The sequence below is a fragment of the Curtobacterium sp. MCBA15_005 genome, assembly GCF_001864855.1.
GTDB lineage: Bacteria > Actinomycetota > Actinomycetes > Actinomycetales > Microbacteriaceae > Curtobacterium > Curtobacterium flaccumfaciens.
This window is the reverse complement of record NZ_MJGL01000023.1, coordinates 31,198-53,454: the sequence shown is the minus strand read 5'-3', so window position 1 is coordinate 53,454 and position 22,257 is coordinate 31,198. Positions and strand designations below refer to the sequence as shown.

The 22,257-nt window shown below is 71.5% G+C and carries 21 protein-coding genes and 1 tRNA gene; 9 read left to right on the top strand and 13 right to left on the bottom strand.

Annotated elements, in window-relative coordinates; translation table 11 throughout:
- Positions 1-40: 40 nt before the first annotated feature.
- Entirely contained in the window at positions 41-1,147 is a 1,107-nt protein-coding gene (gene mnmA, locus BIU89_RS11110; protein WP_027464605.1) for a tRNA 2-thiouridine(34) synthase MnmA, read from the bottom strand.
- A 56-nt stretch (positions 1,148-1,203) separates the two neighbouring features.
- On the opposite strand from mnmA, the gene BIU89_RS11105 reads away from it, so the two are divergent.
- From BIU89_RS11105 to BIU89_RS11095, 3 genes are all read left to right on the top strand, one after another.
- Positions 1,204-2,511, top strand: a complete 1,308-nt coding sequence (locus BIU89_RS11105; RefSeq protein ID WP_071246556.1) for an MFS transporter — start codon at positions 1,204-1,206, stop codon at positions 2,509-2,511.
- Positions 2,512-2,725: 214 nt separating this feature from the next.
- Positions 2,726-2,806, top strand: a tRNA-Leu gene (locus BIU89_RS11100).
- A 145-nt stretch (positions 2,807-2,951) separates the two neighbouring features.
- The gene (locus BIU89_RS11095; RefSeq protein ID WP_027464603.1) at positions 2,952-3,659 is read left to right on the top strand and encodes a DedA family protein; all 708 of its coding nucleotides are present in this window, start codon (positions 2,952-2,954) and stop codon (positions 3,657-3,659) included.
- Between the two features lie 138 nt (positions 3,660-3,797).
- Here the strand turns inward: BIU89_RS11095 and rdgB are convergent, their stop codons facing one another.
- Genes rdgB through murI form a run of 3 tightly spaced genes read right to left on the bottom strand, consistent with a single transcriptional unit; the run spans position 3,798 to position 5,967 of the window.
- Positions 3,798-4,391, bottom strand: coding sequence for an RdgB/HAM1 family non-canonical purine NTP pyrophosphatase (gene rdgB / locus BIU89_RS11090; RefSeq protein ID WP_071246553.1), 594 nt, complete (start codon positions 4,389-4,391; stop codon positions 3,798-3,800).
- Entirely contained in the window at positions 4,388-5,125 is a 738-nt protein-coding gene (gene rph / locus BIU89_RS11085) for a ribonuclease PH (RefSeq protein ID WP_027464601.1), read from the bottom strand. Before rph ends, rdgB begins: the two co-directional genes overlap by 4 nt.
- Complete coding sequence (gene murI / locus BIU89_RS11080) at positions 5,122-5,967, bottom strand: glutamate racemase (RefSeq protein ID WP_027464600.1); 846 nt, start codon at positions 5,965-5,967, stop codon at positions 5,122-5,124. Before murI ends, rph begins: the two co-directional genes overlap by 4 nt.
- Before the next feature lie 194 nt (positions 5,968-6,161).
- Between murI and BIU89_RS11075 the strand changes: the two genes are divergently transcribed.
- On the top strand, positions 6,162-7,451 hold the full coding sequence (locus BIU89_RS11075; RefSeq protein WP_083404316.1) for a nicotinate phosphoribosyltransferase: 1,290 nt from the start codon (positions 6,162-6,164) through the stop codon (positions 7,449-7,451).
- A 186-nt stretch (positions 7,452-7,637) separates the two neighbouring features.
- Here the strand turns inward: BIU89_RS11075 and BIU89_RS11070 are convergent, their stop codons facing one another.
- The 3 genes from BIU89_RS11070 to BIU89_RS11060 form a co-directional block, all read right to left on the bottom strand.
- Positions 7,638-7,898, bottom strand: coding sequence for a DUF3039 domain-containing protein (locus BIU89_RS11070; RefSeq protein ID WP_123313364.1), 261 nt, complete (start codon positions 7,896-7,898; stop codon positions 7,638-7,640).
- A gap of 81 nt (positions 7,899-7,979) precedes the next feature.
- Entirely contained in the window at positions 7,980-9,551 is a 1,572-nt protein-coding gene (locus BIU89_RS11065; RefSeq protein WP_071246551.1) for a hypothetical protein, read from the bottom strand.
- Positions 9,527-10,735, bottom strand: coding sequence for an ABC transporter ATP-binding protein (locus BIU89_RS11060; protein WP_254791602.1), 1,209 nt, complete (start codon positions 10,733-10,735; stop codon positions 9,527-9,529). The genes BIU89_RS11065 and BIU89_RS11060 overlap by 25 nt, the downstream gene beginning before the upstream one ends.
- 297 nt (positions 10,736-11,032) lie before the next feature.
- Here BIU89_RS11060 and BIU89_RS11055 point away from each other — a divergent pair, with 297 nt between their 5' ends.
- From BIU89_RS11055 to BIU89_RS11040, 4 genes are all read left to right on the top strand, one after another.
- Complete coding sequence (locus BIU89_RS11055) at positions 11,033-11,728, top strand: phosphocholine cytidylyltransferase family protein (RefSeq protein WP_071246549.1); 696 nt, start codon at positions 11,033-11,035, stop codon at positions 11,726-11,728.
- A 43-nt stretch (positions 11,729-11,771) separates the two neighbouring features.
- Positions 11,772-12,596 carry an ABC transporter permease gene (locus BIU89_RS11050; RefSeq protein WP_083404315.1) on the top strand — a complete coding sequence of 275 codons (825 nt, stop codon included), beginning with the start codon at positions 11,772-11,774 and terminating at the stop codon, positions 12,594-12,596.
- On the top strand, positions 12,596-13,366 hold the full coding sequence (locus BIU89_RS11045; RefSeq protein ID WP_071246545.1) for an ABC transporter ATP-binding protein: 771 nt from the start codon (positions 12,596-12,598) through the stop codon (positions 13,364-13,366). The genes BIU89_RS11050 and BIU89_RS11045 overlap by 1 nt, the downstream gene beginning before the upstream one ends.
- Positions 13,367-13,483: 117 nt before the next feature.
- Positions 13,484-13,786, top strand: a complete 303-nt coding sequence (locus BIU89_RS11040; protein WP_027464593.1) for a hypothetical protein — start codon at positions 13,484-13,486, stop codon at positions 13,784-13,786.
- A 47-nt stretch (positions 13,787-13,833) separates the two neighbouring features.
- Here BIU89_RS11040 and BIU89_RS11035 read toward each other — a convergent pair whose 3' ends face one another.
- From BIU89_RS11035 to BIU89_RS11015, 5 genes are all read right to left on the bottom strand, one after another.
- The gene (locus BIU89_RS11035) at positions 13,834-15,066 is read right to left on the bottom strand and encodes a CDP-glycerol glycerophosphotransferase family protein (RefSeq protein ID WP_071246709.1); all 1,233 of its coding nucleotides are present in this window, start codon (positions 15,064-15,066) and stop codon (positions 13,834-13,836) included.
- Between the two features lie 42 nt (positions 15,067-15,108).
- Positions 15,109-15,984 (bottom strand): glycosyltransferase family 2 protein, encoded by an 876-nt coding sequence (locus tag BIU89_RS11030; protein WP_071246707.1) that lies wholly within the window; start codon positions 15,982-15,984, stop codon positions 15,109-15,111.
- A 44-nt stretch (positions 15,985-16,028) separates the two neighbouring features.
- Positions 16,029-16,850: a CDP-alcohol phosphatidyltransferase family protein gene (locus tag BIU89_RS11025; protein ID WP_027464591.1), complete on the bottom strand. Its 822-nt coding sequence runs from the start codon at positions 16,848-16,850 to the stop codon at positions 16,029-16,031.
- Between the two features lie 4 nt (positions 16,851-16,854).
- A complete protein-coding gene (locus BIU89_RS11020; RefSeq protein ID WP_027464590.1) occupies positions 16,855-17,898 on the bottom strand; it encodes a glycosyltransferase family 2 protein in 1,044 nt (347 codons plus the stop codon).
- 184 nt (positions 17,899-18,082) lie between these two features.
- Complete coding sequence (locus BIU89_RS11015) at positions 18,083-19,939, bottom strand: S1C family serine protease (protein WP_254791600.1); 1,857 nt, start codon at positions 19,937-19,939, stop codon at positions 18,083-18,085.
- 191 nt (positions 19,940-20,130) lie between these two features.
- Between BIU89_RS11015 and BIU89_RS11010 the strand changes: the two genes are divergently transcribed.
- Positions 20,131-21,339: an aminotransferase class I/II-fold pyridoxal phosphate-dependent enzyme gene (locus tag BIU89_RS11010; RefSeq protein ID WP_071246543.1), complete on the top strand. Its 1,209-nt coding sequence runs from the start codon at positions 20,131-20,133 to the stop codon at positions 21,337-21,339.
- A 32-nt stretch (positions 21,340-21,371) separates the two neighbouring features.
- Here BIU89_RS11010 and BIU89_RS11005 read toward each other — a convergent pair whose 3' ends face one another.
- Positions 21,372-22,211 (bottom strand): carbon-nitrogen hydrolase family protein, encoded by an 840-nt coding sequence (locus tag BIU89_RS11005; RefSeq protein WP_071246541.1) that lies wholly within the window; start codon positions 22,209-22,211, stop codon positions 21,372-21,374.
- Between the last annotated feature and the right edge of the window lie 46 nt (positions 22,212-22,257).

Here is a 22,257-nt window from a genome sequence, read left to right as displayed (position 1 = left end):
ACGCGGCGTGCAGCGAGCGTGCGCCCCGGGAGCGGCGGGGTCAGGCGTCGACGGGGACGGCGCTGACCGTGGTGTCGATCGTGCACTGGCCGAGCACCCGCGTGCCGACGTAGACCACGGCGGTCTGCCCGGGAGCGACCCCGTGCAACGGCTCGTCGACGTCGATGACGAGCACGTCGTCCTGCACCCGGGCGGTCGCGGGCACCGGGTCGGCGTGCGCGCGGATCTGCACGTCGCAGGCGAACGGCGTCGCGGGGTCGGCCGGGGCCGTGCCCGCCCAGGTGAACCGCGAGCCGGACATCGAGGTGACGGCGAGGGCTTCCTTCGGGCCGACGACGACGGTGTTGTCCTTCGGACGGATCTCGAGCACGAACCGGGGCTTGCCGTCCGGTGCCGGGCGGCCGAGGGCCAGGCCGCGGCGCTGTCCGACGGTGTAGCCGGTGGCACCCTCGTGCGAGCCGACGACCGTGCCGTCACGCTCGACGACGTCGCCGGGGGCGGTGCCGACGCGGTCCGCCAGCCAGCCGCGGGTGTCGCCGTCCGGGATGAAGCAGATGTCGTACGAGTCCGGCTTCTGGGCGACCGTCAGCCCGCGCTCGGCGGCCTCGGCCCGGACCTCGTCCTTCGACGGGGTGGCTCCGAGCGGGAACATCGCGTGCTGCAGCTGCTCGGCGGTCAGGACGCCGAGCACGTACGACTGGTCCTTCGCCCACGCGGCCGACCGGTGCAGTTCACGGGAGCCGTCCGGACCGGTGACGATCGAGGCGTAGTGCCCGGTCGCGACGGCGTCGAACCCCAGGGCGAGTGCCTTCTCGAGCAGCGCCGCGAACTTGATCCGCTCGTTGCAGCGCATGCAGGGGTTCGGCGTGCGGCCGGCCTGGTACTCGGCCACGAAGTCGTCGACGACGTCCTCCTTGAACCGGGCCGAGAAGTCCCACACGTAGTACGGGATCCCGAGGGCCGACGCGGCGCGCTGGGCGTCCATCGAGTCCTCGATGGTGCAGCATCCGCGGCTGCCGGTACGCAGGGTGCCGGGCATCCGGCTCAGGGCCAGGTGCACGCCCACCACGTCGTGGCCGGCGTCGACCGCCCGGGCTGCGGCCACCGCCGAGTCGACACCACCGCTCATCGCCGCAAGAACACGCATGCGTCCAGGGTAACCCGCCGACGAAGCGGTACCGCTGGCGTACCGTTGGTCGGGCGATGGCCACGACGGGGAACGACTCATTCGACTTCCGGTCCGTCCTGCTGTCCGGGTTCCTGCCCGCCGCGCTCTTCGCGATCGGCGAGGGCGCGATCATCCCGATCATCCCGATCGCGGCTGACTCCCTCGGCGCCAGCCTGGCGTTCGCGGGCTTCGTCGCCTCGCTCATCCTGGTCGGCGAGCTCATCGGCGACGTGCCGTCCGGCATCGTCGTCGCCCGCATCGGTGAGCGGAACGCGATGATCGGCGCCGCGCTCGTCTCGGTGGTCGGGCTCGTCGTCGCCACCACGGCCGCGAACGCCTGGGTCCTGGCGCTCGGGGTGTTCCTGGTCGGCGTCTCCACCGCGGTGTTCGCGCTCGCCCGGCACGCCTACATGACCACCGCGATCCCCCTGCGGATCCGGGCCCGGGCGCTGTCGAGCCTGGGCGGCGTCTTCCGCTTCGGCTACTTCGTCGGCCCCTTCATCGCCGCCGGCGTCATCCACCTGACCGGCACCACGAGCAGCGCCTTCTGGATCCACGTCGTCTGCTGCCTGGCGGCGGCGACCGTGCTCCTGGTGCTGCGCGACCCGGCGACGGGCACACGCGGCCTGCGGTTGCCGCCACGGGCCTCCCGGCACTCGGCCGACCACGCGACCGACGCGAGCGACCACGCGACCGAACCGCCCGCCGACACCGGCGCGCAGTTCGTCCAGCAGGAGGCGCAGGGGCTCTTCCGCACCATCCGCGCGAACGGCGCGGTCCTGCTGCGGCTCGGCAGCGGTGCCGGCCTGATCGGCGCGATGCGCGCCGGACGACAGGTGATCCTGCCGCTCTGGGCGGTGAGCGTCGGCCTCGACGACTCGACCGCGGCCCTCGTGATCGGCATCGCCGGAGCCGTCGACTTCGCGCTGTTTTACACGAGCGGGCAGATCATGGACCGGTGGGGACGGCTCGCGAGCGCCCTGCCCTGCATGCTCGGCCTGAGCATCAGCTACTTCCTGCTCGCCTGGAGCGGCCACCTGGACGCCCGGGTCGGCTGGTTCGTCGCGATCGCGATGGGCATGTCCCTGGCCAACGGCGTCGGTTCCGGCATCCTCATGACGCTCGGCGCGGACCTCGCACCGCGCGACGCCCCGGCACCGTTCCTGGGGGCCTGGCGGTTCACCGGCGACTTCGGGTCGGCGGCGGCACCGCTCCTCATCTCCGGCGTGACCGCCGTCGCGTCCATCGCGGTCGCCAGCGGGGTGATGGGCATGCTCGGCCTGGTCGGCGCGGGCATCCTGCTCCGGTACGTCCCCCGGTACCTGCCGCGCCCGCTGCGCTGACGCGCTGAAGTGCTGCCGCGCTGCCGCGCTGACGTGCTGCCGCGCTGCCGCCCTGTCGTCCCGTGCGAGGTTCCGCACTCGGTGGTACTCGCCCCGCCCCGCACCACGTCCGGTTCCTCACACCACGTCACGTCCCGCGCACGGTGCGTCCCACGGCCTGGAGGCCAATCGCACGTCCGCCCCGCACGCCGCGCTCGGTAGACTGCCGCTGCTCGCGGGAGTGGTGGAATCGGTAGACACGCAGGATTTAGGTTCCTGTGCCCCAGGCGTGAGGGTTCGAGTCCCTCCTTCCGCACCGAGTCCCCCCAGGCGCAGCGTTGCGGTCATCCGCACGCCTCGAGCAGGTCAACCCTGCGAGGGATGGCCCGGTCACTTCCGGGCGGTACCCTCATCCCGCGGGAGTCCTCCCCGTGATTCCCGCCTCCACGACCGGAAGAACCATGCACTCCGTCGCACTCGCCCTGATCCCGTGGCTCGATCCGCAGTACATCCTCGACCACTTCGGGGCCATCGCCGTGCTCGTGGTCTGCGCGATCGTGTTCGCCGAGACCGGTCTGCTCATCGGCTTCATCTTCCCGGGCGACAGCCTGCTGGTCATCACCGGCCTGTTCGCCTTCGACCGCGGTGGCGAGATCGGCGGCATCCCGATCTGGGTCGCGGCGCTGATGATCGGCGCCGCCGCGTTCCTCGGCGGTGAGCTCGGGTACTACATCGGCAAGAAGGCCGGGCCCCCGATCTTCGAACGCAAGGACAGCGGGCTCTTCTCGAAGGCGAACGTCGAGCGCACGAACGCGTTCTTCCACCGCTTCGGCCCCCTCGCCGTGATCCTGGCGCGCTTCGTGCCGGTCGTCCGCACCTTCGCCCCGATCGCCGCGGGTGTCGGCCGGATGGACTACAAGAAGTACTCGCTCTACAACGCGATCGGCGCCGTGGTCTGGGGCGTCGGCGTGACGTTCCTCGGGTACTTCATCGGGCACATCCCCTTCGTGGCGCACATTGTCCGCGAGTACATCGACATCATCCTGCTCGCCGCGGTCGTCGTGACCGTCGTGCCGATGGCGCTGACGTACCTGCGCAATGCCCGCAAGGCGAAGCACACGAACGAGGCCGAGGCCACCACGGCCCCGACGGTCGACCCGACGCTCTAGCCGCAGGGCTGGCGCACCGCGCACCGGCGTACCGCGCACCGCGCACCGCGCACCGCGCACAACCGAAGTCGCCCCGAACCACGTGATCACGTGGTTCGGGGCGACTTCGGTTGTGCGGAACGGAAAGAGCGCGGGCGCTCAGACGCCGAAGTGCTCCCGCACGATCGGCGCGATGCCCCGGAACGCCTTGCTGCGGTGCGACAGGGCGTTCTTCTCGTCGCGGGTGAGCTCCGCCGACGAGCGGTCGGCGTCGTCCGGCCGGAACACCGGGTCGTAGCCGTGCCCGCCGTCACCGACGGGCTCGGTCAGCACCTCGCCGTTCCAGACCGCCTCGACGACGTGCTCCTGACCGTCGGGCGTCACGAAGGCCGCTGCGCACACGAACGCGGCGGTCCGCTCGACGACACCCTGCAGGTTCGTGAGCAGCAGCGCGATGTTGTCGGCGTCCGAGCGGGTGCCGGCGTAGCGGGCCGAGTGGATGCCCGGTGCGCCCTCGAGGGCGTCGACCGCGATCCCGGAGTCGTCGGCGAGCGCCGGCAGCCCCGTGTGTGCGACCGCGGCACGCGCCTTGATCAGGGCGTTCGCCGCGTAGCTGTCGCCGTCCTCGACCGGCTCGGGACCGTCGTACCCGACGAGTTCGACACCCTCGCCGAGCGCCGACCCGAGGATCTCGCGCAGTTCGACGACCTTGCCCTGGTTGTGGGTGGCCAGCACCACCTCGCGGGACGTCACGCCAGACCCAGGACCGAACGCTGGATCGCCGCGAGCGACTGGTTGCCGGCGAGGCCGAGGTCGAGCAGGACGTTCAGCTCGTCTCGGTCGAACGGCGCGTGCTCGGCGGTGCCCTGCACCTCGATGAACTTGCCCGACCCCGTCGTGACGATGTTCATGTCGGTGTCCGCGGCGGAGTCCTCGGTGTAGGCCAGGTCGAGCATCGGCTCCCCCTTGACGATGCCGACCGAGATCGCCTGCACGCTGTCGGTGAGCGGGGTGGCCTTCTTCGCGATGAAGCCCTTGGCGCGGCCCCACTCGATCGCGTCGGCCATCGCCACGTACGCGCCCGTGATCGACGCCGTGCGCGTGCCGCCGTCGGCCTGCAGCACGTCGCAGTCGATGACGAGGGTGTTCTCGCCCAGGGCCTTCGTGTCGACGACGGCGCGGAGCGAACGCCCGATCAGGCGGGAGATCTCGTGCGTGCGGCCGCCGACCTTGCCCTTGATGGACTCGCGCTGCATGCGCTCGTTGGTCGACCGCGGCAGCATCGAGTACTCGGCGGTGACCCACCCGGTGCCCTTGCCGGCGAGCCAGCGGGGCACGCCGTTGGTGAACGACGCGGTGCAGAGCACCTTGGTGTTGCCGAAGGAGATGAGCGCGCTGCCCTCGGCCTGCGTGCTCCACCCCCGCTCGATGGTGACGGGACGGTGGTCGGTGGCGGTACGGCCGTCGACGCGGAGGTTGTCGGTCATGGGGTCCTTTCGGTGCGGGGCAGCGTGATGGCCCCCGTCTGGAGGTGGCCGACGCTCGAGACCTCGGGACCGAGGAAGCGCCGGGCGAGCCGGATGAAGCCGTTCTTGTCGTCGCCCGTCGCCTCGAACGAGTACGTCGGGGCGGTGGTCGCGGTGCGCTCGAGCCCGTGCTCCACGAGCCGGCGGTAGACGTCGTTCGCGGTCTCCTCGGCGCTGGAGACGAGCGTGACCTCCGGACCCATGACGAACTGGATCGCGGCGGACATGAGCGGGTAGTGGGTGCAGCCGAGCACGAGGGTGTCGACGTCGGCGGCACGGATCGGGTCGAGGTACCCGGCCGCGATCTCGCGCAGCGACGGCGACGAGGTGTCCCCCGCTTCGACGAACTCGACGAACCGGGGGCACGCGGCGGTGGTCAGCGTGACGTCGGCGGCGACCGCGAAGGCGTCCTCGTAGGCGCGCGACGCGATGGTGCCGACGGTGCCGATGACCCCGATGCGGCCCGTGCGGGTCTGCTTGACGGCGGCGCGGGCCGCGGGCTGGATGACCTCGACCACGGGGATGCCGTACGCCTGCTCGTACCGTTCGCGGGCGTCGCGGAGCACGGCGGACGAGGCGGTGTTGCACGCGATCACCAGGGCCTTCACGCCCTGCTCGACCAGATCGTCCATGACCTCGAGCGCGTAGCGGCGGACGTCGGCGATGGGCTTCGGGCCGTAGGGCGAGTGCACGGTGTCGCCGACGTACCGGATGCTCTCGCGCGGGAGCTGGTCGATGATGGCGCGGGCCACGGTGAGGCCGCCGACCCCGCTGTCGAAGACTCCGATCGGTGCATCCGTCACGGCACCAGCGTACCGATGCCCGTCCCAGACCCTCGCACCGTGCGAGGTCCGCCCACGCGCCGTGCGAGGTTCCGGACTCGGTGTGACCCTCGGCGGGTACCACCGAGTACGGAACCTCGCACGGACCGAACCGTGACGCCGGGCGCCGGGGGTGATCCGGGCCTCCCGAGGGTCACGTCACTAGTGTCGGAGACGTGACCAGCGCGCTCCTCACCGACCAGTACGAGCTCACCATGGTGGACGCCGCCCTGAAGGACGGCACCGCCGACCGCCGATGCGTCTTCGAGGTGTTCGCCCGGCGGCTGCCGGACGGCCGCCGCTACGGTGTGGCGGCCGGACTCGGACGCTTCCTCACCGCCCTCGGCGACTTCCGCTTCGGCGACGAGGAGATCGGGTTCCTGCGCGACCGCGGCGTCATCGACGCCGGCACCGCCTCATGGCTCGCCGACTACCGGTTCAGCGGCGACGTCCGCGCCTACCGGGAGGGCGAGGTCTACTTCCCGAACTCCCCCATCCTGCAGATCGAGGGCACCTTCGCCGAGGCCGTGGTGCTCGAGACCCTCGCCCTGAGCATCTTCAACGCGGACTCCGCGATCGCCTCGGCCGCCGCCCGCATGGTGTCCGCCGCCGACGGCCGCCCGCTCGCCGAGATGGGCTCCCGCCGCACCGGTGAGTGGAACGCCGTGGCCGCCGCCCGTGCCGCGTACATCGCCGGCTTCGGTGCGACGAGCAACCTCGAGGCCGGCCGCACCTGGGGCATCCCAACGATGGGCACCGCCGCGCACGCCTTCACGCTGCTGCACGACTCCGAGGAGCAGGCGTTCCGTTCGCAGCTCGACGCGCTCGGCAGCGGCACGACCCTGCTCGTCGACACCTACGACATCGAGGCCGCGGTCGAGACGGCCGTCCGGCTCACCGACGGCAAGCTCGGCGGCGTCCGGATCGACAGCGGCGACCTGCCGTCCGTCGTCGCCGCCGTGCGTGCGCAGCTCGACCGCCTCGGCGCGACGGGCACGAAGATCACGGTGACGAACGACCTCGACGAGTACACGATCGCCGCGCTCCGAGCCGCGCCGGTCGACTCGTACGGCGTCGGTACCTCGGTCGTCTCCGGCTCCGGGCACCCGGCCGCCGGCATGGTGTTCAAGCTCGTGGCGCACCGGGACGCGGACGGCGGCGACTGGGTCCCCGTCGCCAAGAAGTCGGCCGACAAGGCGTCGATCGGCGGCCGGAAGGAGGCGGGCCGACGACTCCGCAACGGCGTCGCGACCGCCGAGATCGTGCTCACGGGTGCGCAGGTCGGCCCGGACGAGCGGCCGCTGCTGGTCCCCGTCGTCAGCGGCGGCGAGGTCGACCCGGCGTTCCTCGGCACGCAGGGCGTCGAGGCCGCACGCGCGCACCACAAGCGCGCGAAGGCGGAGCTGCCCGCCGACGCGTCCCGCATCGGGCGCGGCGACCCCGCCATCCCCACCCTGGTGATCTAGGGCCCGCACGCACACATCGCGCGTCGCGCCTCGCGTTCGCGTCGCCGCTTCGTGAGCAGAAATGGTCGGGTGTCCGAGGGTGACCCGACCTCTTCTGCTCACGATGTGCGGTCAGCTGACGCAGACGACGGACGGGAGGCCCGTGGCGGCGTCGCCACGGGCCTCCCGTCCGTCTGCTGGTCGCGTCTACTCGGCCTTCATCTTCTCGTAGATGGCCTTGCAGTCCGGGCAGACCGGGAACTTCTCCGGGTCGCGACCCGGGATCCACTTCTTGCCGCACAGGGCCTTGACCGGCTTGCCGGACATGGCCGACTGCAGGATCTTGTCCTTCTTCACGTAGTGCGAGAACCGCTCGTGGTCACCGGGTTCGATCGCTTCGTCTTCGAGGAGCTTCTCGAGCTCCCGGTCCATCACGTCGAGGCCGCCGCCTGGTTCCGTCATGCTCATGGGTCCAGGGTACGACGGTCCACCCTCGGGCGCGCCGCTCGTTGCGCTGCGCCGCTCGTTGCGCTGCGCTGCGCTGCACCGCTAGTTGCGCTGCGCCGCGGCGAGCAGGTCGGGGCCGCGGCGGTCGAACAGGCGTCCGCCCGCGGACACACCGATCACGAGCACGACAGCACCGACCCCGATGCCCACCAGGAGCGTCAGCACCGACCACGGCTCCGGTCCCTGCACGGCGGCGAGCACCGCGAGGCCGACAGCGGGGACCGTGCAGAGCACGATGCCGATCACCATGGTCGCCTGCGCGACCGTGGCGGTGACGCCGGCGGCCTGCGGCTGCTGGAAGGGATGGTCGCCCGGGCGCACCGTCGGGTAGGGCATGAGCACGGACAGGACGCTCGACAACCCGAGCCCGGACAGCAGGGCGCTCGCACTGACGCCGATGAGCAGCGGGAAGGCGGCCCAGTCGCCGAACAGCCACGCGGAGAGCGCGGCCCCGGCGACGATCGCGGGCGCCCCCACGACCAGCACGGGAACGACACGACCGAGCCGGTCACTCCACCCGGGCGCACCGGACGCGACGTGCAGCCACACGGCGGTGTTGTCGTACGAGACGTCGTTGTGCGGCAGGAACCCGGCGATCAGGGCCATCAGCGGCAGCGGCACGAGGGCGGTCCACTGCCACGGCACCCCGGCGACGCCGAGCGGGATGACGACGATCGGCACGAGCAGGATGATCAGGTACGACGTGCGGTACCGCGGGTCGCGCACCCAGTAGGTGAGCGCCCGGGCAGCGACGGCTGACACCGGGGCCGAGCCGAACCGGTCGAACCAGCCCAGGCCCTGGTAGCGGCGGGTGCGGGCGCGGTCGTCGACGGTCTCGAGCGCACGGCCGACGAGTGCCCACCACGCCCAGGCGAGGAGCGCGACGACGGCGACCGCGACGAGGAGCTTCGCGACACCGGTGCCGACGTGGCCGCTCGCGACCTCGGCGGGCACGGCCCACGCGGCACCCCAGGGGGTCCAGCCGGCGATGTCCGCGACGCGCTGCATCTCGGCGCCCTGCGGGTCGAGCCAGTCGACGCGGAGCAGCAGCGCCACCGTCGGGATCGAGAGCGCGATGATGACGAGGGCCACCAGCCACCCGGCGTCGCGGGAGCGCTGCGGCCCGATCAGCCGGGAGCCGACGGTGCAGCAGACGCGGATCAGGAGCGCGCAGGTCGCGACGCCGAGCAGCCCGCCGAGGACCGCGAGCAGGCCGAGACCGGGATCGCGCGCCCAGGCGACGACCTGTCCGATCGCGACGACGACCACGCCGATCACCGGGATGCCGACGAGTCCGGCGACGACGAGCCCGATCGCCAGGCGACGGCGCTCGATGCCGAACACCGCGAAGCGCCTCGGGTCGAGCTGGTCGCTCCGGCCGACGACGAGCGGCACGACCGTGAACCCGAAGGTGATCAGGGTGCCGACGGGCACGATGACCGCACGGGCGACGTCCGGGTCGGCGTCACCGAGGGCGATGGTCTGCGACGCGACGAACACGGCGGCGAGGAGTCCGACGAGGCTGGCGAGCACGACAGCGACGGACCGGCGGGCGGTGCCCCGGACCTCGCCCGCGAGCAGGTCCGCCCTCAGCCGGAGAAGCTGTGCAACCATTCCATGCTCTCCGCGACGACACGACCGCCGGCGAGTTCGACGAACTTGTCCTCGAGGCTCTTGCGCCCGCGGACCTGGGCCATGGTGCCGGACGCCAGGACCTTGCCGCCGACGATGATGGCGACCGAGTCGCAGGTGCGCTGCACGAGCTCCATCGAGTGGCTCGAGAGCACGACCGTGCCGCCGCCCCGGGTGTACCGGCGTAGGATGTCCGTGATCGTCGCCGCACTCACCGGGTCGACCGACTCGAAGGGCTCGTCGAGCACGAGCACCCGCGGCGAGTGGATCAGGGTGGCGGCCAGGGCGATCTTCTTCGCCATGCCGACCGAGTAGTCGGCGACCTGGCGGCCGAGCGCCTCGCCCAGCCCGAAGGCCTCGGCGAGGTCGGCGCTGCGCTTCCGTGCGGTGGCACCGTCGAGCCCGCGGAGCGTGGCCGAGTAGTACAGGAGCTGCGCACCGGTCAGCCGGTCGAACAGCCGGAGCCGGTCCGGCAGGACCCCGAGACTGCGCTTCGCCGCCGTCGGGTCTGCCCAGACGTCGTGGTCGAGCACCGTCACCGAGCCGGCGTCGGGGCGCAGCAGTCCGGTGATCATGGACAGGGTCGTCGTCTTGCCGGCGCCGTTCGGGCCGACCACGCCGAAGATCGAGCCCTGCCGGATCTCGAGGTCGACCTCGTCGACGGCCAGGGTCTGCCCGTACCGCTTGACCAGGCCGCTCGCTGCGAGCACGACGGGCTGGAGCGTCTGCGGCTGCTTCGGTGCGGCGCTGCGCGGCGCACGCTTCTTCGTCGCGGGCGGGGTGGCGGTGGTCGCCCGGCCGGCGTCGTCCGTCGCGTCGTCCGCGTCGGTCGGGACGGGAGGCTCGGCGTCGGTCCGCGGGGCGGCCTTCGTCGGGCGCTTGGTGCGCCCCTTGCCGTTGCGCGCCTTCGCGGGGCGCGGCGCCGCGGCCGTCGTGTCGTCGGCGAGGGTGTCCGTCGTGGCGTCGTCGGTACGGGTGTCCGTCGTCGCGTCGGTCATCGCGTCATCAGTGGCGGCGTCGTCCGCATCAGTGTCCCCCGTGTCGTCGTCGGCTGCGTCGCCCTCAGCAGCCGCGGCGGTGTCCGCTTCGTCGGCGTCCCCCGCCTCGGTCATCCAGGCAGCGTCGGCCGTGGCGTACACGTCCTCGTTCTCTGCTCGCGCTGGCATCGACCCACCGTACCAACGCTCTCCGACCGTCGGGAACCGTCGCGGCCCGGGTCACGAATTGAGTACGAAGCGCGCAGACCCGTACCCCGCGAGGGGGTGTTTCCGTATCATTCACCAGGGCACGAAGGAGTGTTCACCACTTGGAAACCTGCTCCAGCAGGCGATCCCGGCGGCCTCTTCGCAGCGACGACCACGTCGACACGAACGGTTCTCGGGCAACTCGGACGTTGGAAGCGCAGACTCGACGAGGCCCGCCCGTACCCCAGGGTGCGCGGGCGGACACCAGAAGGGACCAGCATGACCACGCAGATCGTGATCCTCGCAGCGGGGATGGGCAGCCGTCTCGGCCGCAGCCTGCCGAAGCCGCTCACGGAGCTCAGTGACGGCCGCACCATCATGCAGCAGCAGTTCGACAACATCCGCGCCGCGTTCGGTTCGAGCGCCCGCGTGACGATCGTCGTCGGCTACAAGTCGGAGCACATCGTCGAGGCGTTCCCCGACGCGAACTTCGTCTACAACGAGTCGTACGACTCCACCAACACCTCGAAGAGCCTGCTGCGTGCCCTCAAGGCCACCGGCAAGAGCGGTGTCCTCTGGATGAACGGCGACGTGGTCTTCGACCCGATGGCGCTCGTCCGTGCGGCCGACATGATCGACGAGGGCCGTTCCTTCGTCAGCGTCAACACCGACAAGGTCTCCGACGAAGAGGTCAAGTACACCGTCGACGCCGAGGGCTTCATCCACAAGCTCTCCAAGCGGGTCGTCGGGGGTCTCGGCGAAGCCGTCGGGATCAACTACGTCTCCGCCGCCGACAAGCAGGCCCTCATCCGGCAGCTCGGTCGCGTCGACGACCAGGAGTACTTCGAGGGCGGCATCGAGGCTGCCATCGCCGAGGACGGGCTACGCTGGACGCCGATCGACATCTCCGACCTGTACGCGGTCGAGATCGACTTCGCCGAGGACCTCGAGCGCGCGAACAACCTGTTCGCCTGAACCACCGTCAGGACCCCTCGGCGGTTCCGCCCGAAGGGAAACCGTGACCACAGCGAGTGCGCCGACCGCGCCCGTGGCTCCCGCACCCGCGAAGGCCCGGAGCGCCGGTCGGCGCTATCGTCAGGCCCTCTGGTTGCTGACCGTCCGCGACCTCCGGGTCCGCTACTCGACGTCGGCGCTCGGCTACGTGTGGTCGATCCTCGACCCGCTCGTGATGTCGGGGATCTACTGGTTCGTCTTCACGCAGGTCTTCCACCGCGGCTCGGTCGGTGAAGATCCGTACATCGTGTTCCTGCTGTCCGCGCTGCTGCCGTGGATGTGGTTCACCGGTGGCGTCTCGGACTCCACCCGGGCGTTCATCAAGGAATCGAAGCTCATCCGCTCGACCACCATCCCCCGCACGATCTGGGTGGCACGGATCGACGCGTCGAAGGGCATCGAGTTCCTGCTGAGCCTGCCGGTCCTGGCCGTCTTCGCGATCGCAACGGGTGCCCCCCTGCACTGGCAGGTCGTGTTCTTCCCGCTGGCGATCGTGCTGCAGTGCGCACTGGTCTACGGCCTGGGGCTCATCGTGGCCCCGCTCGTGGTCTTCTTCCGCGACCTCGAGCGCGCCACCAAGCTCGTGCTTCGGTTCCTGTTCTACGCGTCCCCGATCATCTACGGCACGCACGCGCTGCCTCCCGCCCTGCGGGACATCGCCGCGATCAACCCGCTCACCGGCATCTTCGGCATGTACCGTGCGGCGTTCTTCCCCAGCCAGCTCGACTGGCTCGAGGTCGGAGCCTCGGTGGTCGTGACCGGCATCGTCCTGGTGATCGGCTTCGCGGTGTTCCGCCGCAGCGAGCACCGCGTGCTGAAGGAGCTGTGATGACCGCGACCGACCAGACCCGACGCACCGAGACCGTCACCCCGGTCATCTCGGTGCGCGACGCCGGCATCTGCTTCAAACGGAACCGTCGCGCGAGCCGGAACTTCAAGGACCTGTTCGCCGGACGCGGGCGCCGCAAGCGTGCCGATGAGTTCTGGGCGCTCCGCAACGTGTCGTTCGACGTCCGCCCGGGCGAGGCGATCGGGGTCGTGGGCCGGAACGGACAGGGCAAGTCGACCCTGCTGAAGCTCGTGGCCCAGGTCATGCTGCCCGACGAGGGCCGCGTCGACGTGGGTGCCGGCGTCGCCCCGCTCATCGAGATCACGGGAGGTTTCGTCGGTGACCTCACCGTGCGCGACAACGTGTACCTGACGGCGGGCCTGCACGGCATGTCCCGGGCCGAGATCCGCGACGCCTTCGACGAGATCATCGACTTCGCCGAGATCGCCGACTTCGTGGACACCCCCTACAAGCACCTGTCGAGCGGTATGAAGGTCCGCATCGCGTTCGCGGTGATCTCGCGGCTCGACGAGCCGGTCATCCTGGTCGACGAGGTGCTGGCGGTGGGCGACAAGGCCTTCCGCGAGAAGTGCTACAAGCGGATCGAGCAGCTCCTGGCCGGCGGCCGGACGCTGTTCTTCGTCTCCCACAGCGACAAGGACCTGCGCCGCTTCTGCGACCGGGGGCTCTACCTCGACAAGGGTCGTCTGCAGCTCGACGGCACCATCGAGGCCGCGCTGGCCCGGTACGCGGCCGACTACGGCTCCTGACCGGCCGGGGTACTCCCCCTGCACCAACACGGGCGTCTGTGGCTCCCTCCACAGCCCGGGCCATCGTGGCCGCCCCCCGGGGTCCCGCCGTCGGACCCTCCCCCTAGCGTTCCCCCCATGCACCACCCACCAACCGCGTACGCCGTCCCGTTCGCCGTCGACCGATCGCACGCACCGCGTCGGTACGACCTCGTCAACACCGGCCCCGAGCCGGTCGACGGGCTCACGCTCACCCACCTGGGCAACGGGTACTGCCCGCCGCTCGCAGTGCGCCGCCTCGACCCCGGCCGATCGCTGTCCCTGGCGGTCTTCGGCGCCGACCCCGAGGACACGGGGGTCGTCATCGTCCGGTGGCGTCGGCCCGACCGGTCCGAGTACCTCTGGCGGATGTCGCTCGTCGGGCCGGGGATGCAGCCGTGACGCAGCACCGGCCTCCGGCACGGAGCCCGCGGGGTGACGATCGCCCGTCAGCGCCCGTCGCGTTCGGCGGCGACGGTCCGCCACCGCTCGAGCAACCACTCCACTGCCGCGTGGAACCGCTCCGTGGCCGCACCCGGGGTCGTGTCGCCGAAGTACCGGGCGACCCAGTGCTGCAGGCGGGCGAGCTCCTCGGCGTCGCTCGCGGCCGCGTCGACCCGGGCGAGTACCGACGGGGCGTCCGCCGCGGTCAGCCAGTTCGCGTCGCTCAGGTAGCCCCGCTCGTCGACGTCGGCCTCGGGCGACACCGGCCGCGTGACGATGAGCGGCTTGCCCACCGCCAGTCGGTCGTAGATCATCGCGCTGATGTCGGTGATCGCCACGTCCGCGTCCGCCAGCTGCCACCCGAGGTCACCACCGTCGTCGTACAGGTGGTGCGCGGCCGGGTCGGCGGCGTTGGCCGCGCTGATCGCCGCGACGATCCGCTCGTGCGCCGCGCGGTAGGCGGGGTCGAGCACACCGCTGCGTGGGTGCGGGCGGTACACCAGACGGTGGCGGGGCGATGCGAGCACCTGCTCGGCGATGACCGTGCCGTGCGACGCGATCGACCCGTACGCCGCGGCACCGCGGTCACCCTCCCACGTCGGGGCGTAGAGCACGACGGTCCGGTCGTCGTCGGGGTACGGGGCCGCTCCGGCGAAGTGGTCGGCCTGCGGGCGTCCGATCGCGATGGTCCGGGCGTCCAGGTCGTAGTCCCACAGCGCCTCGGCCAGACGGTCGCGTGCCGCGTCCCCCGCGATCAGGGCGTAGTCGTACGCCTTGAACTGGTTCGTCGTCATGTACATCTTGTCGCTCTCGCCGTGGTTGACGAAGACGTGCCACATCCGCCCGTACCGCATCATCTGGAAGTTGCGGGCGTTCTGGTTGACGTACAGCACCACCTTCGGCGCCTGCGTGTCGACGAAGTGTTCGAGGTCGACCACCTGCCGGGCGTAGACCGCGGGCACGGGCGACTCCTCGAGCAGGGTCAGCATGGTGCCCGGGCTCCGCGAGATGATCGCCACCGGGTGCGTCTTCGCGAGTTCGGCCAGCGGCGCGTACCACTGGCGCACCTGGTACATGTTGACCGGACCGTCGGCGAAGTACACGGCGATCTCGACCGAACCGGGCGCCGGCTTCGGCGCGGACGGCAGTCGCCGTGCGAGCTGCTGCCGGCTGCGGCGGGACGTCAGGAGTCGCTCGACGAGCCGCAGCGCGGTCCGCAGGTCGCTGATGATCGACATGGTCATTCTCCGGGTCTGCTCTGGTGGGACGAGGCGTGCGGGTCAGACGACCGGCGGCCGCCCTGCGATGGTCATCCGTGCGACTGTGATCCAGCCCATCGGGCGGACCGGACCGCAGTCGGTCGTCCATCCTTCACGGATCCCACCGAACCAGGTGGCCAGTCGGCGGGGGTGACGCCACCAGCGCGTGATCTGGATCGCGGCCCACGACCCCACGTACACCGGGCGCAGCACCGCGGGCAGGTTGCGCCGAGCCAGCCACACCCGGTTCCGGGCGTTCAACCGGTAGTACTCGGTGTGCCGCGCCGGGTCGATCGCGGGGTGGTGCGCCACGAGGTCGCCGGCGTACCAGGTCCGACGGCCGGCATCCCAGACGCGCCAGGCGAGCTCGATGCCCTCGTGGGCGTAGAAGTACTCGGCCCCCCAGCCGCCGACGGCACGGTAGACGTCCATCGGCAGCACGACGGCGCCTTCCCAGACCGAGAACACCGGCGACGAGTGGTCCGGCTCGCCCTTCCGGATCCGCGGCACCCATCGGCGGGGGTTCGCGGCACCCGTGGGGTCGACGACCCGGGGCTGCACGAGGCCGAGCGACGGATCGTGCTCGAACAGCGCGATCACGTCGCGCAGGAACGTCGGCGACGGCACCGACGCATCGTCGTCGAGGAAGAACACGTAGTCACCGTCGACGACCTCGGCCCCGGCGTTCCGACCGGCCGGGATCCCGACGTTCTCGGGCAGGGCCAGGGCTCGCACACCGTCCGGCAGCCCCGTGGGTGCCCAGCCGTTGCCGACGCAGACGACGTCGAGCTCGACGTCCTGCTGGGCGAGCACGCTGTCGAGGCCGCGGCGCAGGTCCTCCGGCCGGGTGCCCTGCGACAGGCTCACCACGGCGACGCGCGGTCGTCCGCGGTGCACCACCGCGTGTCGGCGCAGGGTTCCGGGCGCGGTCGTGTCCTCGGTCACGCCTTGACCCGCTTCGAGGCGATGATCGCCAGGAAGTGCCCGATCGTCGCGAGCACGGCGAGCGGCAACAGCGCGCCGACCAGGATCCGGCTGGCGAGCGGGTCACCGATCACCAGGGCGAGCAGGGCGAAGACGAACGCGAGCATGCTCAGCTCGACCGAGTGGTACAGGCGGTGGAACGGCAGGAACCGTGCCACGCGACGGAGCGAGGCGAGCCTGCGGCCGGACGGGGCGGTGGACGCATCCCGTCGGTCGACCAGCTTGTCGAGCCCGGCGTTCGCGCGGGCCACGTGCACCATGTCGTTCAGGGCCTTGTTGAGCACGATGACCAGGCCGAGTGCGCACCCGATCGTGGTCCACATCCAGTCGGCGCCGTGGATGGGCCAGGTGGCCGCGCGGATGCCGAGCGCGACCGGGATCAGTCCCTCGGTCGTGTAGTGCCCCACCTTGTCCAGGAACACCCCGGCGGGCGACTTGGTGCCGCGCCACCGGGCGACCTCGCCGTCGGAGCAGTCGACGAGCATCTGCAGCTGGCCGAGGACCAGTGCCAGGGCGGCGCCCCAGATGCCGGGGATGAGCAGGGCGGCGGCGACGCTCCAGCCGACCAGGATCATCAGGCCGGTGACCTGGTTCGCGCTGACGCGGGTCTTCAGGAGCACCCAGGTCAGGTACGGCGAGACGTCGCGCAGGTACAGCGAGGCCGTCCAGTGCTCGGCGTTGGCGCGCGCACGGACCTCGTCCGGCTGGGCGACGGCCCGGAGTTCGGCGATCGAGGTCGGCCGTGCGGATCCGCGGCCGGTCGTGGGGTGGTCGGTCATTCGGTCACCGTCCCGTGTGGGTGGTCAGCTCGGACGTGCGGGTCAGGAACCCGATGATGAACCCGAGCCCCCAGCCCACGTGGATGCAGGGCAGCACGACGAGCAACCAGAGGAGCGTCGGCAGCCCGGAGCGGCGCGCCACCGCGATCGACCCCAGGACGACGAAGAGCAGGTAGACGACGGGCACGACGAACCCGAGCAGCGCCCAGGCGAGCGGGGTGCCGAGCGCCGCGCCGACGATGCCGACGAGTCCGGCGACGACGCCCAGCGCCATCGCCGCGACCATCGCCGGCGGCACGAAGTAGCGCAGGCCGTTGTTCGCCGGGAACCGACGCGCGAGCTCGCCGCGCCAGAGCCCGGTGGCGACGAACTGCCGCACCAGGCGCTTCAGGCTCGGCCGCGGGCGGTAGGTGACGACGAGTTCCGGCGTGAACCAGACGGTCCCGCCGGTCTGGCGCAGCCGCCGGTTGAGTTCCCAGTCCTGGCCGCGCTTGATGCCCTCGTCGAAGAGGCCGACGTCGAACAGCCGCTCACGTCGGAACACGCCGAGGTAGGCGGTCTCGGCCGGGCCGGCTGTGCCGCCCACGTGGTGCGGCGTGCCGCCGAGGCCGACACGGCTGCCGTAGGCCAGGGCGACGGCCCGCTCGAAGGGGGTCCGGCCCTCGGCGCGCATGATGCCGCCGACGTTGTCCGCTCCGGATTCCAGGAGCGTGCGCACCGCGATGCGCGTGTAGTCGGTGGGCAGGACCGAGTGCGCGTCGACGCGGATGACGACGGGGTGCACGGACGCACGGATCGCGACGTTCAGCCCGGCGGGCGTCGAGCCGACGGGGTTGTCGATCGCGCGGATCCGCGGGTCGGCAGCGCTCATCTCGGCGACGAGTTCGTTCGTGCCGTCGATCGACGGCCCGAGCGCGAGGATGACCTCGAACGGGCCCGCGTAGTCCTGGTCGAGCAGACTGCCGACGGCGGCCCGGACCTCGGTGACCTCGTTCAGCACGGGCATCACGTACGAGACGCCCGGCAGGGGCTGTCCGTCTGACTGCATGCGTACCTCGGGGTGCTGGCTTGGCGGCACGGGACGCACCGGGGCGGTGCCGCCCCGCAGAGCGACCATGAGCCTATCAAGAGGCCGAACCGCGCACCTGCGTCGGCGCGGGACGCGCCCCCGTGACGGACTGGAGGCCCGGCGCACGTCGTGCCCCGGGCCTCCTGTCCGTCGTGTGGTGGCGTCAGCCCTTGCTGTCGTACGTTCCGAGCTTCACGTCGGCCTGGCGGGTCTGGCCGTCGCGGACGTAGCTGATCGTCGTCGAGGCGCCACCCGCGAAGAAGCGCACCTGCGCGGTCAGGTCGGTGGCGTCGGAGACCGACGCCGAGCCGATCTTCGTGACGACGTCGCCCTTCTGCAGACCGGCCTTCGCCGCGGCACCGCCGTTGGAGACCGACTTGATGAGGGCGCCGACCTGGGTGGCGCTGGCGTCCTCGGTGGCGTCGCCGACCGTTGCGCCGAGGAGCCCGTGGGTCGCCGAGCCGTTGTCCTTGATCTCGTTCGCGACCCGCTTGACCAGGTTGGCCGGGATCGAGAAGCCGACGCCGATGCTGCCGGCGGCCGACTCCGACGACGACGAGCTGCCAGCCGAGGCGATGGCCACGTTGATGCCGATCAGTCGGCCCTTCGAGTCGAGCAGCGCACCGCCGGAGTTGCCCGGGTTGATCGAGGCGTCGGTCTGGATGACCGGGAGCGAGACGGTGGTGTTCGCGGACGAGCTGCTGCCGTTGTCCCCGTTGCCCCAGAAGTCGAAGGGACCCGAGCCGCCGTTGCCGCCCTCGTTCGAGTCGCCACCCTCGCTGGGGGCGCTCGAGGTGACCTGGATGCTGCGGTTCAGGGTCGAGACGATGCCGTCGGTGACGGTGTTCGACAGGCCCAGCGGCGCACCGATCGCGACCGCGGTGTCCCCGACGTTGAGCTTGGACGAGTCCGCGAACTCCATCGGCTTGAGGTCGGTCGCATCGATCTTGATGACCGCGAGGTCGACCGTCGGGTCGGTGCCGATGAGCTTGCCCGCGTAGATCTTGCCGTTCGAGGTCGTCACCGTGATCCGGCCGTTCGAGCTGTCGCCGTCGAGGGTGACCACGTGGGTGTTCGTGACGATGTAGCCGTCCTTGCTCATCACGACACCGGAACCGGTGCCGGCCTCGTTGCTCGCCGACACGTTGATCGTGACCACGGACGGGGTCGCCTGTGCCGCGACGGCGGTGACGACGGTGGCGGAGTCGTAGTCGTTGACGGTCAGGTTGCCGCCCTGCGACGAACCGGAGGACACCACGCTGCCACCGTCGTTCGCCGCCGACGATGCGAGCCACCCAGCACCGCCACCCACGAGCCCGGCCACGACGAGACCGGCGATGATCGGCAGGAGCAGCTTGTTGCGGCCCGAGCGCTCCTTGGTCGTCGTGGTCGCCGCGGCACCCGAGGCGTCGTCGCTGAAGTAGTGCCCGTTGCGCTGGTTCGCGCCGTCGACGTCGCCGAAGGCGCTCGTGGCGGACTGCGGGGCCTGCGCGGATGCGTTCGCGTACTCGGAGGACGAGCTCGGAGCGGACGAGGACGTCGGCTGGGCGTACTCGCCGTAGCGGGGGCGTTCGGCGCCCGGCTGGCCGTACGGGTTCTGGGCCTGCTGGCCGTACTGCGACTGCTGGCCGTACGGGTTCTGGGCCTGCGGCGCCTGCTGGCCGTACTGCGGCTGCTGGCCATACGGGTTCTGGGACTGCGGTGCCTGCTGGCCGTACGGCGACGTCTGCTGGCCGTAGCCGCCCTGCTGCGCGCGCGAGGAGTCACCGGAGACGGCCGGGTACGGCGCGGTGTAGCGGTCGGTCGGGTGGTCCGTCGACGACGGGATCACGTCCGTGTGGTCCGGGGTCGTCTCGTCGTTCTGGTTCGGGCGAGGAGTCTCGTCCGGCTGGTCGGAGTCGTTCGGCATCGACGTGTTCCCTCTCGTGGCCGCTGCTGCGGCGTCCTCACTGGCGGCAGGCGGAGCCGCATCGTCCGGACGGCGGTCGTCGCCCTGCCCGTCGGGCGTGGTGTCGGTCATGCTGGACGTGCTCCTTTCAAGCTCGTGCAGTCTGTCGCAAGCACCTGAGCGGTCCTTCTGGCGAGGCTGCGAGCCACCCCTGGCGATCTTATGCGTGCGCTGTACACGGTGGGCCGGTCCGCCGCGGGACGGACAGCTAGGTTGGGGTCCGTTCAGCGCGACACGTCGTCGCCCGCACGGGAGGGAACCACATGCGCCGGGCAGGACCGTGGCTGCGAGCCGCCGACGGAGCGATGCTGCTCGGACCGGACGGAGTCCCCGCACCGACGGTGTTCGCCGAGATGAGCGCCCTCGCCGCCAACACCGGCGCGGTCAACCTGGGGCAGGGGTTCCCCGACGAGGACGGGCCGGCCGAGGTGCTCGAGGCCGCGGTGCAGGCGATCCGCGACGGCGTGAACCAGTACCCGCCGGGCCGGGGCACCCCCGACCTGCGGGCGGCGATCGCCGAGCACCAGCAGCGGTGGTACGGACTCGACGTCGACCCCGACCGCGAGGTCCTCGTCACCGCCGGTGCCACCGAGGGGCTGGCCGCGACGATCCTCGCGCTGGTCGAACCCGGCGACGAGGTGATCACCTTCGAGCCGTTCTACGACGCCTACGGGGCGCTCATCCGGCTGGCCGGCGGGGTGCACGTCACGGTCCCGCTCACCGCACCCGACTTCCTGCCGGACGAGCGCACGCTGCGTGCGGCCTTCACCGACCGCACCCGCGCCGTGCTCGTGAACACCCCGCACAACCCGACGGGCCGGGTCCTGCCCACCGAGGTGCTGCAGACGATCGTCGACCTGGCCACCGAGCGCGATGCGGTGATCATCACGGACGAGGTCTACGAGCACCTGACCTTCGACGTCCCGCACACGCCCATCGCGACCCTGCCGGGTGCCGCGGAACGGACGGTGTCGGTGTCGAGCGCCGGCAAGACCTTCAACACCACCGGGTGGAAGGTCGGCTGGCTCACCGCTCCCCCGGCGCTCGTCGACGCGATCACGACGGTCAAGCAGTACCTGACGTTCGTGAACGGTGCACCCTTCCAACCGGCCGTCGCCGTGGGACTCCGCCTGCCCGACGCGGTGTTCACCGGCATCGCCGCCGACCTGCGCGCGAAGCACGAACTGCTCGCGAACGGACTGACGGCTGCGGGTTTCGACGTGATGCGCCCCGACGGCGGCTACTTCGTGCTCGCCGACGCGGCGCCGCTCGGGTACGACGACGCCCGCGCGTTCTGCCTCGAACTGCCGGCTCTGGCCGGGGTCGCCGGGGTCCCGGTGTCGGCGTTCGTCCGCCCGGACCGTGTCTCCGGCTACCGGTCCCTGGTGCGCTTCGCGTTCTGCAAGCGCCGGAGCGTCCTGGAGGACGCCGCCGCACGCCTGGCGACCCTCGGAACGCGCCCCCGCGCCTGAGACGCGACCGCGTCGGGGACGCGACGGACGCGTCAGCGCTGCCCCGGGCCTCCAGGCGGGGTGCGCAGTGCGACGTCGTACCGCCGCAGGGACAACGACGGGTTCACCCGACGGACGGCGTCCGTGACGGTGGTGTCGATCGTGGCGGTGAGCGTGCCCGGCGAGGCACCGGCCGAGGCCACAGCGACGCCGGACGGGTCGAGGACGACCGAGCCACCGATCCCGATGGGCGGCGTCTGGCCGACCCCGACGACCCAGACGGTGTTCTCGATCGCGCGCGCCGTGAGGAGCGTGCGCCAGTGGTGCTCCTTGCCGGGCCCGCGCACCCACTCCGCCGGGAGGACGACGACGTCGGCCGCGCCGGTCTCGGGAGCGGCGAGCCGTCGGGTGACCTCGGGGAAGCGCAGGTCGTAGCAGGTCTCGAGCCCGACGCGGACTCCGCCGAGCTCGAAGACCGGCAGCTGCTCCGGGTCGCCGGACTCGATTCGGTCCGACTCCCGCGAGCCGAAGGCGTCGTAGAGGTGGACCTTCCGGTACGTCGTGGCCACGTCGCCCGACGGGAGCACCGCGACCAGCGTGTTCCGGAAGCGCTCCGGCGTGTCCGCTGACTCGGCGACCCCGACGACCAGGGCGATGCCGGTCTCGCGAGCGACGTCGCGGAGGCCTGAGACGAACGGACCGTCCAGGGGCTGCGCCGCGGCGACGAACCGATCGTCGATGTCGGCGGTGAAGTACGAGGTGTACTCCGGCGTGACGAGGAGGTCCGCGCCCCGGGCGGCCGCGTCGACGGCGGCGGTGCGCACGGTGTCGAGGTTGGCGACGGGGTCGCCCACGGGGGCGAACTGCGCCGCCGCGATCGTGAGGGTGGCCATGCGGTGAGCGTACCCGGGGGTGTGCGGCGGGCGGGCCTGCGTTCGG

Bases quoted from the DNA above. Each gene is read 5' to 3' on its own strand.
- BIU89_RS11095 (WP_027464603.1), top strand. From the start codon at position 2,952: ATGCACTCCGTCGCACTCGCCCTGATCCCGTGGCTCGATCCGCAGTAC.
- BIU89_RS11005 (WP_071246541.1), bottom strand. From the start codon at position 22,211: ATGGCCACCCTCACGATCGCGGCGGCGCAGTTCGCCCCCGTGGGCGAC.
- BIU89_RS11045 (WP_071246545.1), top strand. From the start codon at position 12,596: ATGACCGCGACCGACCAGACCCGACGCACCGAGACCGTCACCCCGGTC.
- BIU89_RS11065 (WP_071246551.1), bottom strand. From the start codon at position 9,551: ATGGTTGCACAGCTTCTCCGGCTGAGGGCGGACCTGCTCGCGGGCGAG.
- BIU89_RS11055 (WP_071246549.1), top strand. From the start codon at position 11,033: ATGACCACGCAGATCGTGATCCTCGCAGCGGGGATGGGCAGCCGTCTC.
- BIU89_RS11040 (WP_027464593.1), top strand. From the start codon at position 13,484: ATGCACCACCCACCAACCGCGTACGCCGTCCCGTTCGCCGTCGACCGA.
- BIU89_RS11105 (WP_071246556.1), top strand. From the start codon at position 1,204: ATGGCCACGACGGGGAACGACTCATTCGACTTCCGGTCCGTCCTGCTG.
- BIU89_RS11020 (WP_027464590.1), bottom strand. From the start codon at position 17,898: ATGCAGTCAGACGGACAGCCCCTGCCGGGCGTCTCGTACGTGATGCCC.
- BIU89_RS11015 (WP_254791600.1), bottom strand. From the start codon at position 19,939: ATGACCGACACCACGCCCGACGGGCAGGGCGACGACCGCCGTCCGGAC.
- BIU89_RS11035 (WP_071246709.1), bottom strand. From the start codon at position 15,066: ATGTCGATCATCAGCGACCTGCGGACCGCGCTGCGGCTCGTCGAGCGA.
- mnmA (WP_027464605.1), bottom strand. From the start codon at position 1,147: ATGCGTGTTCTTGCGGCGATGAGCGGTGGTGTCGACTCGGCGGTGGCC.
- rph (WP_027464601.1), bottom strand. From the start codon at position 5,125: ATGACCGACAACCTCCGCGTCGACGGCCGTACCGCCACCGACCACCGT.
- BIU89_RS11070 (WP_123313364.1), bottom strand. From the start codon at position 7,898: ATGAGCATGACGGAACCAGGCGGCGGCCTCGACGTGATGGACCGGGAG.
- BIU89_RS11010 (WP_071246543.1), top strand. From the start codon at position 20,131: ATGCGCCGGGCAGGACCGTGGCTGCGAGCCGCCGACGGAGCGATGCTG.
- BIU89_RS11025 (WP_027464591.1), bottom strand. From the start codon at position 16,850: ATGACCGACCACCCCACGACCGGCCGCGGATCCGCACGGCCGACCTCG.
- BIU89_RS11060 (WP_254791602.1), bottom strand. From the start codon at position 10,735: ATGCCAGCGCGAGCAGAGAACGAGGACGTGTACGCCACGGCCGACGCT.